16 protein-coding genes are annotated in these 17,425 nt (G+C 40.5%); 10 read left to right on the top strand and 6 right to left on the bottom strand.

Annotation, left to right across the window (positions count from 1 at the left end; translation table 11 throughout):
* Positions 1-420: 420 nt before the first annotated feature.
* Positions 421-1,614, top strand: a complete 1,194-nt coding sequence (locus BV375_RS35360) for a glycosyltransferase family 4 protein (RefSeq protein ID WP_086769304.1) — start codon at positions 421-423, stop codon at positions 1,612-1,614.
* A 130-nt stretch (positions 1,615-1,744) separates the two neighbouring features.
* On the opposite strand, the gene thiS is transcribed toward BV375_RS35360, so the two are convergent.
* On the bottom strand, positions 1,745-1,957 hold the full coding sequence (gene thiS, locus BV375_RS35365; protein ID WP_086769306.1) for a sulfur carrier protein ThiS: 213 nt from the start codon (positions 1,955-1,957) through the stop codon (positions 1,745-1,747).
* A 101-nt stretch (positions 1,958-2,058) separates the two neighbouring features.
* Positions 2,059-3,177 (bottom strand): thiamine phosphate synthase, encoded by a 1,119-nt coding sequence (locus BV375_RS35370; protein WP_086769308.1) that lies wholly within the window; start codon positions 3,175-3,177, stop codon positions 2,059-2,061.
* 33 nt (positions 3,178-3,210) lie between these two features.
* Here BV375_RS35370 and BV375_RS35375 point away from each other — a divergent pair, with 33 nt between their 5' ends.
* Entirely contained in the window at positions 3,211-4,482 is a 1,272-nt protein-coding gene (locus BV375_RS35375) for a tyrosine-type recombinase/integrase (protein WP_086769309.1), read from the top strand.
* A 115-nt stretch (positions 4,483-4,597) separates the two neighbouring features.
* On the opposite strand, the gene BV375_RS35380 is transcribed toward BV375_RS35375, so the two are convergent.
* Positions 4,598-5,737, bottom strand: a complete 1,140-nt coding sequence (locus BV375_RS35380; protein WP_086769311.1) for a sulfate ABC transporter substrate-binding protein — start codon at positions 5,735-5,737, stop codon at positions 4,598-4,600.
* A 549-nt stretch (positions 5,738-6,286) separates the two neighbouring features.
* Here BV375_RS35380 and BV375_RS35385 point away from each other — a divergent pair.
* From BV375_RS35385 to BV375_RS35400, 4 genes are all read left to right on the top strand, one after another.
* The gene (locus BV375_RS35385; RefSeq protein ID WP_086769313.1) at positions 6,287-7,432 is read left to right on the top strand and encodes a sulfate ABC transporter substrate-binding protein; all 1,146 of its coding nucleotides are present in this window, start codon (positions 6,287-6,289) and stop codon (positions 7,430-7,432) included.
* Between the two features lie 139 nt (positions 7,433-7,571).
* Positions 7,572-8,441, top strand: a complete 870-nt coding sequence (gene cysT, locus BV375_RS35390) for a sulfate ABC transporter permease subunit CysT (RefSeq protein ID WP_086769315.1) — start codon at positions 7,572-7,574, stop codon at positions 8,439-8,441.
* Positions 8,428-9,303 carry a sulfate ABC transporter permease subunit CysW gene (gene cysW, locus BV375_RS35395; protein WP_086769317.1) on the top strand — a complete coding sequence of 292 codons (876 nt, stop codon included), beginning with the start codon at positions 8,428-8,430 and terminating at the stop codon, positions 9,301-9,303. Before cysT ends, cysW begins: the two co-directional genes overlap by 14 nt.
* 79 nt (positions 9,304-9,382) lie before the next feature.
* On the top strand, positions 9,383-9,637 hold the full coding sequence (locus BV375_RS35400) for an NIL domain-containing protein (RefSeq protein ID WP_086769319.1): 255 nt from the start codon (positions 9,383-9,385) through the stop codon (positions 9,635-9,637).
* A gap of 167 nt (positions 9,638-9,804) precedes the next feature.
* On the opposite strand, the gene BV375_RS35405 is transcribed toward BV375_RS35400, so the two are convergent.
* On the bottom strand, positions 9,805-10,305 hold the full coding sequence (locus BV375_RS35405) for a GNAT family N-acetyltransferase (RefSeq protein WP_086769321.1): 501 nt from the start codon (positions 10,303-10,305) through the stop codon (positions 9,805-9,807).
* A gap of 203 nt (positions 10,306-10,508) precedes the next feature.
* On the opposite strand from BV375_RS35405, the gene BV375_RS35410 reads away from it, so the two are divergent.
* The 4 genes from BV375_RS35410 (at position 10,509) to BV375_RS35425 (ending at position 15,885) form a co-directional block, all read left to right on the top strand.
* Positions 10,509-11,798: a cation:proton antiporter gene (locus BV375_RS35410; protein WP_086769323.1), complete on the top strand. Its 1,290-nt coding sequence runs from the start codon at positions 10,509-10,511 to the stop codon at positions 11,796-11,798.
* Positions 11,799-12,189: 391 nt separating this feature from the next.
* Positions 12,190-14,364, top strand: coding sequence for a cation:proton antiporter (locus BV375_RS35415; protein WP_086769325.1), 2,175 nt, complete (start codon positions 12,190-12,192; stop codon positions 14,362-14,364).
* Positions 14,365-14,368: 4 nt separating this feature from the next.
* Positions 14,369-14,890 (top strand): hypothetical protein, encoded by a 522-nt coding sequence (locus tag BV375_RS35420; RefSeq protein WP_086769328.1) that lies wholly within the window; start codon positions 14,369-14,371, stop codon positions 14,888-14,890.
* A 44-nt stretch (positions 14,891-14,934) separates the two neighbouring features.
* Positions 14,935-15,885 carry an AMIN domain-containing protein gene (locus BV375_RS35425; protein WP_086769330.1) on the top strand — a complete coding sequence of 317 codons (951 nt, stop codon included), beginning with the start codon at positions 14,935-14,937 and terminating at the stop codon, positions 15,883-15,885.
* Positions 15,886-15,999: 114 nt separating this feature from the next.
* Here the strand turns inward: BV375_RS35425 and BV375_RS35430 are convergent, their stop codons facing one another.
* On the bottom strand, positions 16,000-16,539 hold the full coding sequence (locus BV375_RS35430; RefSeq protein WP_086769332.1) for a DUF3172 domain-containing protein: 540 nt from the start codon (positions 16,537-16,539) through the stop codon (positions 16,000-16,002).
* Between the two features lie 190 nt (positions 16,540-16,729).
* Positions 16,730-17,419 carry a class I SAM-dependent methyltransferase gene (locus tag BV375_RS35435; protein WP_086769334.1) on the bottom strand — a complete coding sequence of 230 codons (690 nt, stop codon included), beginning with the start codon at positions 17,417-17,419 and terminating at the stop codon, positions 16,730-16,732.
* Positions 17,420-17,425: the final 6 nt, after the last annotated feature.

The following is a 17,425-nucleotide window of genomic DNA, read 5'->3' on the forward strand; positions in this document are numbered from 1 at the left end:
TCTCCGTATTTACTTATCTTCACATAGTTTGGTTTTTTCGTGCCTACTTACTTACAGATATAGCAAATTCTTAATGAAAATTACAGAAAGAGATTTTTGCTGAAAATCTGTTATAAGCCTCTCCTGGAGCAAGCTACCCATGCTACTTATTACTACCCAGGGGAATCAGCGTATAAGCTATTGCCTTAAGTAGCTAAATTACTGACTTGCTCTCGTAGAATTGAGGCGAGTAAAATGTAACTGGCGTCAACAAACCATAGTCCTGCCTCATCCTTTCGTTCACCCTCAGCGATCTAAAGAAAATTCTAAATTTACAAAGATTACAGCGTCAGGACAGCAGTAAATTATTGCTAATTTATTAGCCTTATTTGATAGTAGGAAAAATTAAAAATTATTGGCAGTATACTAAAAAAATTTATTATGGAACATATTTCACAACTGACAGCAAATGTTAGAGACAAAACTGCCTTACCAGATATTCTAGTTATAACTCGTAGCTTCCTGCCAAAAGATGCTGTAATTAGTGAATATATATATAATCGTTGTCTCCAAGATCCAGAACGGGTAATTGTTCTAGCTGCTGGTTGCTCAGGTGATAAAGTATTTGATCAAGCTCAAAAATTTCCTATTTACCGCTGGCCAATTACTAGAAATTTGAGTTTTCTCAATCCTTTCCTCAATCTTATCTATTCATTTGCACTAGCAATCAAACTATATTTTCGCTATCACTATCGCTATATTGAATGGGGTCACGGCTACGACTTTCCATCACTTTTGCTCCTAAGTTTTTTCTTACCTATTCGCTTTTTTATCTATCTTCACGGTAATGATATTCTTTGTGGTTTACGCAATCCTTTATGGCGATCGCTATTTAAATTGACACTTAAACGTGCTGAAGGGATTGTTTGTAACAGTTCCTTTACACAAGATTACCTCAGAGCTAGGTTTCGATTGGATACCCCTACCCACGTTATTAACCCGATGGTCAGGCCAGAGAAATTTAGCCAAGTAACAAGTCAAGGTAATCTGGGCGATTTACGTACAAGTGTGCGCCAGATGTATAACATTCCAGAGACAGCAGTAGTTATTCTCTCGGTGGGACAGCTTGTCAAGCATAAAAGCTTTAACCGTGTAATTGATAACCTACCGCTACTATTAACTGTTGGAGTCGATGTTCACTACATAATCTGTGGACAAGGCCCTTGTGAATCGGAACTTAAATCTCTGGCACACCGCTTGCGAGTCGATCAAAGGGTACACTTTGCTGGATATATCCCCGATCGCGAATTAGCTGACTATTATGCAGCCTGCGATATATTTGCTATGCTCAATCTATTGGATACAAAAGCTAGCAGTATAGAGGGTTTTGGCATCGTTTACCTAGAGGCGAGTTACTTTGGTAAACCTGTAATTGCTTCTCGTTTAGGTAGTGTCATAGATGCAATTCAGCACGAAGAGAACGGCATACTGGTTAACCCTAATTCTGGCTATGAAGTTTTTCAAGCTTTTAATCGCTTGTGTAAAGACCAGCCGCTACGCGAACAACTTGGTCGTAAAGGTAAAGAATTAGCCAAACGCAAAACCTTTCACCGTTCTTTGTACAAGTCGGAATGAGGGAGTGTGGGGAGTGTGGGAGAGGGTGGGGAGAAATGGGACAAGGGAAAGGAGAAATAACTAATAAAACTTGCCCATTGCCTTTTGACAAATGACAAATGACCACTTTTCCCAGTCACGATAAACTGATTCACCCGCCACCAACAATTGTCACAACTTCTAAGCGATCGCCTTGTTGCACTTTTGTTTGAGTCCAAAATTGGCGGTGTAAAATTTCGCCATTATACTCCACTGCTACCAAGCGAGGATTAAAACCAAGTTGTTGGAGTAAGTCGGGTAAAGGAGTTTGGGATGAACAGTTATGGCTCTCCCCATTTACCTGAAGTGTAATCTGATTAGACATAAGCTGTCACAAATTCATTAAAAGCAATAGACAAGGTTGAGAAAATTCTGAGCAGCAAAACCTACTACTCAGAACTTTAGCGATTTTAAATTTTGAATTATTCAAGACTCTGGTTTGATGCGATTCATTTGCGAGAGCAAATATTGTGTCACTAGGGTGGGTTGTTCCGCTTGCATGAGCGATCGCACCACTGCTATACGGTCTGCACCAGCATCAATCACGTCATTAATATTATTTGCATCTATTCCTCCAATCGCAAACCAGGGAATAGGGCAATTTTTGGCAGCATAGCTAACATATTCTAAGCCTGCTGCTGGCTTACCTGCCTTTGTTGGCGTTTCATAAACTGGTCCCACACCAATATAATCAGCACCTTCCGTTATTGCTCCTTGCATTTCTTCAAAATTTGTGGTGGAACGTCCTATGAGGCGATGAGAACCAAGTAATTGTCTGGCGATATCAATGGGCATATCTTGCTGTCCTAGATGTACGCCATCCGCATCTACTGCCAAAGCTAAATCTACACGGTCATTGATAATGAAAAGAGCACCGTAGAGATGACATAGCTGTCGCAGTTTTTTCGCTTGTTCGAGACGGATAGCATCATCAGCGGTTTTGTCACGATATTGTAACAGAGTCAATCCACCTTTGAGTGCAGCTTCAACCGTTGTCAATAAATTTTCTGACGGTGAGGTAACTAAATATAGGCGCGATCGCCACAGCAGTTGATGGCGCTGATAACCCAATAAATTGCTTTCTAGATTATACACTTGATACCGCATTTGCTTAAATGCTTTACCCATCTCAGAATGATGAAGCTTGCCATATTCTTCCAGCACCCGCATTGCTTCTTGCACCCGACAAAAGTTAGCTTGCAATAAGGCTTTAATGCTAGTACGTTGCTCCTCTTGTGGATGCGTTAGCTCTGTCCCTGCATCCCCTGGTGTATCTCGCGCTGCTCTCAGTTCAGCTGTATGCCAGTGAGCTATCTCTTGTCGCAGACGCTTGCATTCCCCAGTCAACTGAGCATTATTTAACCCAAAGCGACACCATTCCTCGATAATTCGCAAACCCTCACGAGCGCGGTCTAAATTAGCATCTAAAATGCGGTAAACCACTTGCTGCATCTGCTCTGTTTGGCTGTATGGCTCGACCATTACAACAACCCCATTCCTGCTTTCATCAAAAGACGGAAAATCAATTATTCTAGTAATTGTCATTTATTAAATTGCTATATTTACTAGAAATTTACTATGCACTCAAAACGTAAGAGTAGCAAGGATTCTATCAAATTAGCAGATATACGTGTCGGTTCTGATAAAGGTAGTTTAAGGCTACAGTTCAGCACTCGCATTAGCCAGCAGTTCTATAGCAAGCGACAAGCTTATAGAGGGTTGGGGAGAAGTGACACCCCAGAAAATTACCAATGGGCAAATCAAATAGCAGCACGGATACAAGCTGACATTGATCATCCTGATGGCGGTTTCTTTGATCCAACACTAGCTAAGTATCTGGAAATCAAGCAATTAACCACAATTACCCAGTTACACAATCTTAAACAACCACCTAAGCTTGGGGAATTATGGCATGAGTTTGTTGGCTGGAAATTGCAAACAAAGCAGATCCAAAAAACTACCTACAAAAAAAATTTTATTGTTTATACCAACTTGATTAAGGACTTTTTAGACTATAGCCTAAATCTTGATACTGCCAACAACTTGATTAAATATTTATTAGAAAAAAAAAGTAACTGTCAACAAATTAAAAAGCTGTTTGGTTTGCTGAGTCATATGTGTCAACGTGCTATAAGTAATCAGCAATTAACGGTAGATTATTTCTTAGAAATTAAAAAGACTTATACTATACCGAAAAAGTCTCAACAGCTATTAGAATCAAAAGATTATAGGGCTTATACTGTCCAAGAAAGAGATTTAATCATTGCATCATTCAAAAATTCTGAGCAAGCCTCTATCAGACATGGTGCTGATTTAATCGAGTTTCTGTTTCTCACTGGTTGTAGACATGGTGAAGTGTTCGATTTGAAGTGGAAAAATCTTCAATTAGAGCAAGGTTGGATAATCTTTAAAGCATCCTTTGATAGCAGTGCTGGCATTACTAAAAATGCAAAAAATAATATTGAGAGGCTATTTAAAATGCAAGGCGTTAGTAGGCTTATTAATCTATTGAAAAGATTATATGGAAGTGGCAAGAGAGAAAATGAATTAGTTTTTAGAACTATCTCTGGCAAGCAATATTCAACTAATACACTTACGGATATATGGACAGGTAATACCGTCGAGGTTAGAGGTAAAGTCTACCACTATCCTGGTGTGGTAAAGAAATTAGCACAAGAGAAAAAATTAGAATATTTAAAACCATGTTCTACACGTCACACTTTTATCAGCATCCAAGCTAATAATGGAGTTGACTTGAAACTCCTCGCTAATAGCTGTGGTAATAGCGTAGAGCATATTATTAAACATTACCTACATTTTGATCGGAATGCCAGGTTGAAAGATATCTAAATAGATTTATTTATGGTGTATGATAACACTACAATAAGATTCCCAACTTCTCTAAAAACTTGGGAATCTTATTTTTTAAAAATCAATTAATTGGTTAGTAATGAAAATGGCTAAATTAACGTTGCCCACTTTGGATTTGGTCAAAAATTGCGCCATCATCGAAAAACTTCTTCTGGACACTATTCCAACCTCCTAGATCCCCAACCGTATACAGCCGTGAAATTTTGGGAAATTTGTTCTGTACTTCTTTGGACACAGTAGAGTTCACTGGACGAAACCCAACTTTGGCAAATTCACGTTGCGCTTCTGGAGTGAACAGAAATTTGACAAAAGCTTCAGCAACCGCTCGGTTACCGTGCTTATCCACATTCTTATCTACAACTGCTACTGGCGCATCTATAGAAATGTTAGTTGAGGGAACTTCGTAGGAAGTGTCTGTCTTACCTTGTTGTGCTGCTAAAATTACTTCGTTTTCGTAGTTGAGTAAAACATCCCCCTGACCTTTCTTATAAAAAGCATCGCTGGATTCCCGTGCATCTTTAGGTAAAACAACGACATTTTTAAAGACCTGGGTAACAAAATTCCGAGCTTGGGTTTCATTACCACTATTCTTAGCGATCGCTCCCCACAAAGCAAGGAAATTCCACCTAGCACCACCTGAAGTTTTGGGGTTAGCCGTCACAATCTTGACCCCTGGTTTGGCTAAATCAGACCAATTCTTGATCTTTTTCGGATTACCTGCACGGGTTTCTAGAGCAACTACAGAGTGAGTCACAATCGAGTTATTTGGATTCTCACGCTCCCAGCCAGGTTGAATTAAGCCTGCTTGCTCGATTTTTTTGGTATCCAGAGCCAATGCTAAAGCTACAACATCTGCTGGTAAACCATCAATTACAGCCCGAGTTTGTGAGCCAGAACCACCATAGCTTTCGCGAACAACTATATCCTGACCTTTTTCCCGCTTCCATTTAGCTACAAATTGGGGAATTATCTTGTCATAAGCAGCCTTGGTAACTGCATAGGAAACCAGAGTAATTTCAACTTTCTTACCATTTTGGCTGATTAGTTGTGTTTTCTGATTAATAGATGAAGTTTGAGAAGCAGTATTTGCTGCATAAACAGGAATAAGAGTACTAAAACCCAACCCTGCTGCTAGCACTAGCACAGAGGTTTTAACTGAAGGCCGCTTTAGGGATGGAAATAGTTGCTGGACTGTATCTAAAACTTGCAACTTTTGAGATGGCTTATGGGTCATGGGGTCGTTAACAGCTGGTATATCAAATTAAACATCTAAAAATCTATCGAGATATAGTAGATGCTTTTAAAAAAGAGAGTATCAGAATGAAACAAGAAATATCAAGGGGTTTTTCCTTAAAAAATACAGTTTCTTTACCAAGAAAGGTGTGTATTTTTTATTTGCTCAAAATTTATAAATTAGGGATGAAGAGTAATAGGTAACGAAGATGAATCTCAGCCTTACTAAGTAGGCAATACAAATCAATACCAATTCTTTGCATAGCAACAATCTTAGAGAAAAAACTCTCTTCCAAATCAGCTATTAACCTGATAGTTTCCTGTTGAAATCCATAAACCTAATTATGATGATGTGATAAAAATTTGGAAATTATTTTACTCAGAGTAGTTTGAATTACCCATCAAACTGTTAAAATCACCATATTCTCTATCGAGAATATGCAGTTTTCCTCTTGCCTTTGATCAGGAATACCTGCAATTATCTTATATACCATGTATGTATACGGTATTTCTATAGAATAACCGTAGATTTTGTAGAGGAGAATCTGGAATGAGTCTGTGGCCACGTCCCCTGAAGCGATCGCAACTGAGTATTGAGCGCATAATCACTCGATTCAGGCTAAATTCGCTTAAAGGCTTTGTATCGCTATTTTTGGCAGGGACATTATTGAGTGTAGCTCTTGCCGCCTGCTCTGGTGGAAATGCTAATAATTCTGCCAGTGAAACCCCTGCGGCTAGTCCTGTTGCCGCCAACAAACAAAATGTTGAGATAACGCTTGTTTCCTTTGCTGTTACTAAAGCTGCACACGAAGCGATTATTCCTAAATTTGTAGAGAAATGGAAGCAAGAACATAACCAAACTATCACTTTCAAGCAAAGCTATGGTGGGTCTGGTTCTCAGACTCGCGCTGTAATTGATGGTTTGGAAGCAGACGTTGTTCACTTAGCGCTGGCTGGAGATACCCAAAAGATTGAGAAAGCCGGACTAATTCAACCAGGATGGGAGAAAGAAGTTCCCAATGATGGCATTGTCTCCAAATCTGTAGCAGCATTAGTAACTCGTCCAGGCAATCCCAAAGGTATTAAGACTTGGGCTGATTTAGCAAAAGACGGTATAAAACTAATTACCGCCGATCCCAAAACCTCAGGAGTTGCGCGTTGGAATTTCCTTGCCTTGTGGAATTCTGTTATTAAAACTGGTGGAGACGATGCTAAAGCGCTTGACTTTGTAACTAAAGTCTATAAAAATGTACCAATTTTGACTAAAGATGCACGTGAAGCTACAGATGCTTTCTTTAAACAAGGTCAAGGTGATGCCTTAATCAATTACGAAAACGAAATTGTTCTAGCAGAACAAAAGGGTGAGAAAGTAACTGCTGTTGTCCCTGATGTGAACATCTCCATCGATAATCCGATCGCCGTTGTAGATAAAAACGTTGACAAACACGGTACTCGTGAGGTCGCTGAAGGTTTTGTGAAATACCTCTATACTCCAGAAGCACAACAAGAATTTGCAAAATTAGGATTTAGACCTGTAGATGAGACAGTAGCAAATACTAAAGAAGTTGCAGATAAATTTCCAAAAGTGAAAACTCTGGGTACAGTTAAAGACTTCGGTGGATGGGATGCCATTAATAAGAAGTTCTTTGCAGACGGCGCAGTTTTCGATCAAATTCAAGCTAAAAACAAACGTTAATAGTTATTTCGTCATTAGTTAGTAGCAAAGAATTCGTCTCTAACTAATGACTAACCATCAATACTCAGCAGTGCAATCACAGGAAACCTACCAAACTTGGGTTTTACAATTTTGAAATTTAACTTTTGCATTTTTGACTATGGCCATATCTCCTTCTTTTGAAGTTGACCGTAAAACTCCTGTCTGGAAGGCGTTCCTGCATCAGTTACGTCAAATTCCCTGGACCTGGCGCATTACTCTGGTATACCTAACAGTAATGTTGTTTGTCCCTATAGCAGCAATGTTTCTGAAAGCGAGTACAGAACCGCCAGCCAGATTCTGGGAAATAGCTACCAGTCCCTTAGCTCTAGCTACCTATAATGTCACCTTTGTCACCTCTTTATTAGCAGCTTTGCTCAATGGGGTATTTGGGACTCTAATTGCTTGGGTTTTGGTGCGCTACGACTTTCCCTTGAAACGCATCATTGATGCCACAGTAGATTTACCTTTTGCGTTGCCAACCTCGGTAGCAGGGTTAACTTTGGCGACAGTTTACAGCGATAATGGCTGGATTGGTTCGCTATTAGCACCGCTAGGGATTAAGGTATCTTTTACCCGTGCGGGGGTAGCAGTAGCAATGATCTTCATCTCGCTACCGTTTGTAGTCCGGACGGTGCAACCTGTGCTTCAAGAAATGGAACATGAAATTGAAGAAGCCGCTTGGTCTTTAGGTGCTTCTCAATGGCAAACTTTTTGGAAAGTCATTTTGCCACCATTATTTCCCACAATTTTGACTGGTATTGCTTTGGGTTTCTCTCGTGCAGTGGGAGAGTATGGCTCGACTGTAATTATCTCTTCCAATACACCCTACCAAGATTTGATTGCACCTGTATTGATTTTCCAGCGGCTAGAGCAGTATGACTATTCTGGTGCAACTGTGATCGGCGTAGTTTTACTGGGAATTTCCTTGGTGCTGCTTTTGGCAATTAATTTCTTACAAGCGTGGTCAAGAAGATATGACAGTAAATGAGCCAAGGTTTCACTCATCTACAGCTGAGAAAGATACAGCTAAGCTCAAAAAGCCTAACAGTTGGGTGCCAACACTTTTGATTGGGATTGCGATCGCCTATTTAGTCCTCGTTCAATATATCCCGGCAATCAACGTTTTTATCCAAGCCTTCAGCAAAGGAGTTGGTCCGTTCCTATCTAACTTGAGCCGTCCAGCCTTCCTCCATGCAGCTTGGCTAACCCTGTTGCTAGCGCTGATCGCTGTCCCCATTAATGCAATCTTTGGACTCTGTGCAGCTTGGGCGATCGCTCGTCATAATTTCCCTGGTAAGGCTATAGTCTTAAGTATTATTGACCTACCCTTTTCGATCTCGCCCGTAGTCGCTGGATTAATGATTGTGTTGCTATATGGGCGAAATGGGTGGTTTGGCCCTTGGCTACAAGGACATGATATCCAAATTATCTTTGCCTTTCCCGGCATGGTACTAGCTACCGCGTTCGTGAGTATGCCCTTTGTCGCCAGAGAAGTGATTCCTGTCTTAGAAGAGTTTGGCAAGGATCAAGAAGAAGCAGCAAGAACACTCGGCGCGAACGATTGGCAAACATTTTGGCGCGTTACCCTACCTAGTATTCGCTGGGGCTTACTCTACGGCTTAATTTTAACCAATGCTAGAGCAATGGGTGAATTTGGCGCGGTTTCAGTAGTATCTGGCAATATTGCTGATAAAACCCAGAGCTTACCACTATTTGTGGAAGATGCTTACAAACAGTATGAAACTGAAGCTGCATTTTCTGCCGCTGTACTGTTAGCGCTACTTGCAGTAGTCACTTTGGTGTTGAAGGAGATTTTAGAAAGGAAAACTCGAATTAAAGATGTTGAATAAGCAGGTAAGGGAGACAAACAATTCAAGATTCAAAATCATGACTGTTGACTCTTGAGCATTGACAAAGGACAAATGACCAATGACAAATAACAGTAAACGGATTAGGGTCAGAATTCCCAAGGAATATCACCAAGAACCTGTGATTTCTCGCCTAGTTTCTGACTACGGTGTAACTGTTAATATTACTGCGGCAATTTTGGGAGCTAATGCTGTTGGTGACGGTTGGTTTGACCTGGAACTACAAGGAACAAATGCACAAATTGAAAGTGCTGTGACCCATCTTAATGATTTAGCCTTGCAAGTATGGGATGACACAAACACAGCTAATTGGTAAGGTTTTTTGATGCTACTTTCTATCACCTCATCCTCCTCAATCATCAGGGGGATAATTTTTTAGTTTATATTCCTTACAAGATATTAGACATTTTGTATGAGTCGAAATTTTGGATATTAAACTACAGATGAACACCGATATTAATCTATGGTTCATTCTTATCTTATTTAATATTTTTGTAACAGGTCTAATGTTTTAGTCATTTTAGTAACTGGAACAATTATGCCTTTTCTTAAATGATGAGGTGCTCTTTTGATAATGGTAAAACCCAGCCGTGAATAAAATCCTTCAGCATACAGGCTAGCAGTTGTAATTACCTTATCTATACCTTGCTCACTTGCTTGATTGCAAAAATGTCTCACTAAAACTCGCCCTATGCCTTTTCTTTGGTATTTGGGATGCACATATAAAGCTATCAGTTCATCCACAATATAACTAGCAAACCCTGTAACTACATCATCTTCGACAGCAACCCAGAAATGTTCTGCTTTCATACTCTTCAAGATATTGGAACCATCAGGCTGATCGCGGTAGTTACGCCAAGCTAACAGTTCTTTATGGGTATAGAAGGTTGCTGGCAGCGCTTTGATAGCAGCAATATGAATTGCACTAATATCCCATGCATCTGTTTCTTGTGCAGGTCGCAGAACAATTTCGTTAGCACTCATATTTTTGTTTCAAGATATCAGTTTTTTATAAGAAATTTAACTGGCGATCGCAATATGTAAAAAATCTCAATTCTTAACTGTCTACAGCCCAGATCCCCGACTTCTTAAAGAAGTCGGGGATCTAACAAGTTATTGGTTGACTCTTGCCTTAAGATTGCTATACTACCTCTCCCAATCTCCTTATTTGGTATCAAGGAAATCAAATGTCAAATTTTGAGCTAGTACTAAAGCTGTTGCTGCAACTAACGGTAATTTTGGTAACTTGTCGGCTTGTGACTATTGTTGGGAAACGATATCTGGGACAAACTGATGTTGTTTGTGAAATGATTGCTGGTGTGATGTTAGGTCCATCTTTGCTTGGTTTAATCAACCCAGAAATACAGCAATGGCTATTTCCAAAAGCACCAATCTTGCTAGCGACGGGAGCAAAAATCCCCAATCCTTCAATGTCAATTCTCTTCGCTATCAGCCAGATTGGGCTAGTAATTTATATGTTTTTGATCGGTTTAGAGTTTAATACCGATTTAATTAAGCAGCGTCTCAAGAGTGCAGGTTTGGTGTCTGGTGCGGGTATAATTGCGCCTTTTTGTTTAGGTGCAGTTGCAGCCTTTTTTTTGTATGACAGAGGCGATCTCTTCAAAGCAGGAGTTACTCCTTGGGCTGCGGCTTTATATCTGGGTGCTTCTATGTCGATTACGGCATTTCCCATGTTAGCCCGGATGCTCTATGAACGTGGTATCGCCAAAACTACCTTTGGGACTTTAGCACTAGCAGCTGGTTCCATAGATGATGCAACTGCATGGTGTTTACTGGCTATTGTCCTAGCGAGTCTCAATGCCAATACAAGTATTGCGGCCTTTGCGATTGGTGGTGGGATTGGCTACGTACTATTAACAATTTTTGTTGGCAAACCGGCATTAACTATCTTTGCTCGAATTGCAGACAAAGATGGTGGTGTGACAATTTCGACTTTAACATTAGTGTTGATGGTGTTGATGACTTGTGCCTGGTTTACTGATGCCATCGGTATCTATGCAGTATTTGGTGCTTTTATTTTAGGTACAGCAATGCCACGCGGTGAATTTGCCGAACAAGTACGCGATCGCACAGAATTCTTGACAACAGCATTTTTACTGCCAATATTTTTTGTCTTTTCTGGACTCAACACTCAAATCGGATTAGTAAATACACCTACGTTGTGGGGAATTACGCTGTTAATTGTGGCGATCGCTATTTTGGGTAAAGGTATTGCTTGTATGCTAGCAGCAAAATTCGCTGGCGAAACTTGGCGAGAATCGGCAACTATTGGTGCTCTGATGAATGCTCGTGGTTTGATGGAGTTAATTATCCTCAATATTGGGCTAGAGCAAGGAGTAATTACCCCAACTTTATTTACTATTATGGTTATTATGGCCATTGTCACAACATTGATGGCATCACCACTAGTTGCCTATTTATTGCAAGGTACAATTTACGAAAAATACCCAGCTTAAGAATAATTAAGCCAAAATTTGAGTGTTAATTATCTATTCTGAAAATAGGGTAGGAGGCAGAAGGTTAAAGCTGTTCATGCTCTCGTTTTGGGAATTATCCATGATTGACTAGCTTGAAATTAGAAACTCAGGGTTAGGCAAGAAGGACTTAAGCAAAATATTTGAGGTAATAATTCCTGTAAATATTAACTCTTGACTTTTGACTGTTGACTGTTGACTGTAGATGTTGGATTCACCACACTTAATTACTAATTACCAGCCCAGTGTCGTAACAACAATTAACATCATAACCTGGCAAGATTCTACCTGTGGTGTGTATAAAAAGGTTGACATTTTCTATTGATTTAAAGAATTATCTAAGGGAAACCTGATAGCCACTTTCGAGGAAACTATGCACACAGTAATACTCGTTCTCTTTGAGGTGCTGATTGTTATCGGACTGTCACGGCTAGTAGGACTAGCATTTAAGTCCATTAAGCAACCGCTGGTAATTGGTGAGATTGTGGCCGGGATTATGCTCGGACCTTCTTTATTTGGTCTGATTGCACCAACAGCAGCAGCTACTTTGTTCCCACCTGAAGCAATTCCGTTTTTGAATGTGTTGTCACAGGTGGGGCTGATATTTTTTATGTTTCTCATTGGTTTGGAACTCAATCCAAAATACCTCAGCGGTCAGTTAGAAACAGCAATTTTGACTTCTCATGTCAGCATTTTGGTGCCATTTTCTTTAGGCACACTATTAGCAGTGTTGCTTTATCCTATGGTTTCCAATGCTAGTGTTTCCTTTACCGCCTTTGCCCTATTTTTGGGAGCGGCGATGTCAATTACCGCCTTTCCGGTACTGGCGCGAATTATTACAGAGAACAACTTGCAAGGAACGCGCTTAGGAACATTGGCGTTAACTTGCGCTGCTGTGGATGATGTGACGGCTTGGTGTTTGTTAGCAGTGGCGATCGCAGTAGCAAGAGGCGGTAGCATTGCTAGCGCATCCCCCACAATTATCGCCAGCATACTCTACATCGGTTTCATGGTTACAGTAGGACGTTGGTTCCTGCAACGCCTTGCTACCTACTACCAGCGCACCAGACGCTTGAGTCAATTGGTAGTAGCGTTGATTTATATGGGAGTCGTAGCTTCTGCTCTAATCACCGAACTAATTGGCATTCACCTCATTTTTGGGGCCTTTTTACTGGGTGCAGCTATGCCCAAGAATGCAGATTTAGTCAGGGAACTGGCAGAAAAAACCGAAGATTTTGTATTAGTATTTCTGCTACCAGTTTTCTTTGCCTTTAGTGGTTTGCGGACGCAAGTTGGCTTGCTCAACCGTCCGGAGTTGTGGTTGCTGTGTGCATTGGTGTTAGCAGTAGCGATCGCAGGTAAGTATGTTGGGACTTATGTCGCAGCTCGTGTCAGTGGTATTAATAAGCGGGAAGCATCAGCCCTTGGTTGGTTAATGAATACTCGCGGCTTGACTGAGTTAATCGTGCTCAATATTGGTCTAGATTTAGGCGTGATTTCCCCTATACTTTTTACTATGTTGGTGATTATGGCATTGGTCACGACATTTATGACCTCACCACTACTGGAATGGACATATCCAAAAAAACTGATCAAGTTAGATCGCTTAGAGCCAGAATTGGCAGCAGCCGAGAAGGAAACTACTGTTGGTAGCGAGTACCGAATTTTAGTACCAGTAGCTAATCCTAGTACCCAAAAAGGCTTATTGCAGTTAGCAGTAGCCATCGCCCTTAACTATCGCCAACCTGCTGTTGTTTATCCCCTCAGCTTGATTGAATTTGAAGAAGACTATGCTTTCGAGAGCACACCAGTTGAGGCTAATCGATTAATTGAGCAACGCCACAAACAGCTAGAAGAATTGATTAATACTCTAGAACCACCAACGACACGTTCTTATGTACAGCCTATCATCCGCTTATCGAGCAACGTTGCTAGAGAAACAGCAGAGATTGCCAAAATTGAGCAACCTAATTTGATTTTAGTAGGTTGGCACCGTCCTGCTTTTAGTAACAATCGCTTAGGAGGCAGAGTTGGTCAAATTTTGACTACTGCACCAGTGGATGTAGCAGTTTTTATTGACAGAGGAGGCGAGCGATTAGAAAGCTTGTTAGTTCCTTACTCTGCAAATATCCATGATGACTTGGCGCTAATACTGGCCTTGAGATTGCTCATCAACCGTGATACTTGTACATTGCAGATTTTACAAGTAGTTTCAGAAAATCAAGCCAACAACGAATTGAGTTACGAGCTACACACGATGATGGGACAAATGCCAGATAGTGTACGCGATCGCATTGAAATCAAGACGATTGAAGCCCCAGAACCAATACAAGCAGTAGTTGCAGCTTCCGAAACAGTTGACCTGACCATTGCTGGGACTAGCCGCGCTTGGGGTATCGAACGCCAAACTCTCGGAAGATATACAGATCAACTAGCGATCCAATGTCGTTCCTCGTTGCTGATAACCCGCCGCTATAGTCAAGTTACCTCTCATTTATCCTCAGTGTTATCTGAGGCTAGTAGTCAAGAATCGGTCGCTAGGAGCTGAAACAATGAATCATTTGAACTTAAAATCCTTAGCCTTTTATGGCATAGCCATCGGTGCAGTTCTCCTGCTGTTTAAAACTGTCAGTGCTTACGGGGAAACTAATCTTAAAGCGCCCCCTGCAATTAACAATCGCTATCGTCTGACTTTGGCGGAAGATATACCTAACTGTGAGAAACCAGATGCTTTGATACTCAACATTCAACAATCAGGTATTTACTTCAATGCCTCTTTCTTACCAGCAAATACTAATGCTGAAATTGCCACTAGCAATCCAAAAAATGATTCTCTCTCTGGCATATTGAGAAATAAAGAATTGAGTTTATCTGGCAAAATTGACAGATCTCTTTTGTGTAATATTGCTTCTACTCAAAATGCACCTGTTCACTTAGCTACAATGCAAATGCAATTGGTAGAGCAAGGAAATTTTACTGGTCAATTAACTTTAAGTGGTAGCACCAGAAATTTTAGATTTACAGCTGTACCACAAAAAGCTCAAGAAAAATCTCAACAGCTTAAAAAGCATTAAAAGAACAGCAGCGATGGAAAATAGAAAATTATTAGATAAAAATTATGGATCAACGTTTAAGGACGCAGCAATTTTTAAAATTTTGCAAGCAGCTATTTGGTATTAGCTTGTTTAGCGGCTACATAACAATTACTCTGGAAGCTGGTAGCAGTATTGCTAAACCAGTAGCTAAGCCGCCACAAGCTTCCAATTATCCAAATGTACCACTTGTATCCAATCCATTAGCCAGGCTGGATAATTGGCGCTTTTCTGTGGAGACTCTGCAACTAGAATTTGCTCTCTCAGCAGGTACAACACCTCACCACTTCTATCTTGCCCAACCTCCACGTATTGTTGTAGATTTACCCAATACCAAATTGGGGTATGTTGCTACACAACAAACTTATTCTGGAGCCATCCAAAGAGTTCGTGTTTCCCAATTGAACGCAGGCGTAACTCGGATTGTTTTAGATTTAGCACCAGGGAATTTTTTAGATCCTAATCAGGTAAAATTGCAACCTGTGTCTAAGAAAAACCCTACTCGCTGGGTTTTACGTCCTTTCAGTTCTGGTTATAGAAACTCCGCAAAACCAGGAAACTATCCGCAATTGCCTAGTAATGTACCGTTAAATCCTTATAACTACCCACAACAACCTAGTAGCTTACCCCAATTTCCATATAACTATCCGCAACAACCTATTAGCCAACCACTAACGACTAACCAACAATTACCCTTTTTTACTTTACCGCCACCATCTAACAACTTGCCTGCAATACCTACTAACCAACAACAACCCTTTGTCGTTGTACCACCCCTTACGCCTAACAGCCAATCTCAACTACCCAGTTCTACACTTCCTCCGGCTATTTTCCCAAATCAACCTGGTAACTTGAACAACCCTGCTGCTATTGCCAAACCTGATTTTCCCATCCCTACAGTTCCTCAATATCCATCTAATGTTCCTGAAACATCGGTGATTGAGTTTGGTCAACCTATTCCCAAAACAAAAAACTAATGACGATCAAAAGAAGCGAGGAGCTAGAGAGATGAGCATAAATTATAAATTAATTTTTCGCTAGCTTCCCCTATTTTTTATCTTTTTTAAATCTCAATTTTCATTGACAGACTATTAAAATCTATCCGTTTCTTGCGTTGGCGCAACTGCTCCTGGTTGAGACATGAAAAAGTTTTGAGCCGACTCATTCTGGTAAATACATCTAATATCAGGTTTATCAGTGTCCAAGTTACCTGTGAAACCAAAAGTGTTCAGGCGATTCTTACATTCTCTTACTTGTTCAGATGTTACTAGCTTTCGCTGCTCTAAAAGTGCCCAGTTATTTTGGCGGAGAACGCATCCAGGGCGCATACTAGGTTGAGCAACGTAGACATTGAAAGGATTGAGAGTTACAAAAAGTCTGGCGTCCATTACCATAGCGCTGGCTCCGTATTGCACACAAATCTCAGGGTTTGGTGCTTTAGTATCAATAAATTCACGGGAAGCCACATTTGATGGGGATAAAGTAGTTGTAGAGCTAAAGGCAATGCCAATTCCAATCCCTAACACAAGGACGCCCCCCAAAATCGCTATGGTAGTGAAGTTAAATATAGGAGATTGGAATGCAGAAGATTTAGAACTATTAGCCGATCTACTAGTGGTTGTACGTCTCATTGTCGCTGGTTTACCTTCGAGCCTCAGATAGCAGGGAGTTGTCTAAAATGCTCTCCCTCTTTAAGTATGCCGAGAATTAAGGAGAATTGCCCGCAAGTTTCTGGATTTTTGTTTAAGAACAAAATTAGCAAATTTTCTCGCTGTTTGAGAAGCATAGTAATCAGCTCCATTTTACGATGCACATCGTAGTTTAACTTGCTGCTAATGATTTTTCCCATACGACTGAGTATCGCCAGAACAAATGCTTTGTGATCTTTGCTCCAGTTAACGACTTCAGATATATTTGTTTTGCTTGCGATCGCGTGAGATATTTGTCTGTACTACCATGCTCTTGCCATACTGCAATCGCTTCTGGTGTCGGTCTGAGGCGTTTGTTTTTTAACAGTTGCAATGTCAAATGTAAGGGAACAGCGACCGCATCGCTCAGTATATCTTGTATCCCTTCTGATTTAACCAAGTCTAGAATTAAAAACTTACCACCAGGTTTAAGAGCAGTCTGAATTTTGGGCAATAATACTTCCAAGGGTAAATGATGAACTGTGGCAATCGATGCTATGGCATCAAAATACTCAACAGGAAATTGCCATTGCAATATATCAGCTACTTGGAAATCTATATTTGGATAACTTTGAGATTGTTGCTGCGCGACTTCGATCATTTTTGGAGATAAATCTACCGCAGTAACTTGATCGGCCCGTTGAGCTAACAGACGAGAAAAAACACCAGTGCCACAGCCGATATCTAAAATCTTCTCACAATGAGGTGGTAATTGCTTGAGTAAAAAACTATGGTAATGATTGTTATGGTTCCATTGTACAGGTTGAAGTAAGGCAATTCTGTCAAAATCCTGTTGAATTTTTTGTGTCAGTTGGTCACTCATATTGCC

It is taken from the genome of Nostoc sp. 106C (genome assembly GCF_002154725.1).
Lineage (GTDB): Bacteria > Cyanobacteriota > Cyanobacteriia > Cyanobacteriales > Nostocaceae > Aulosira.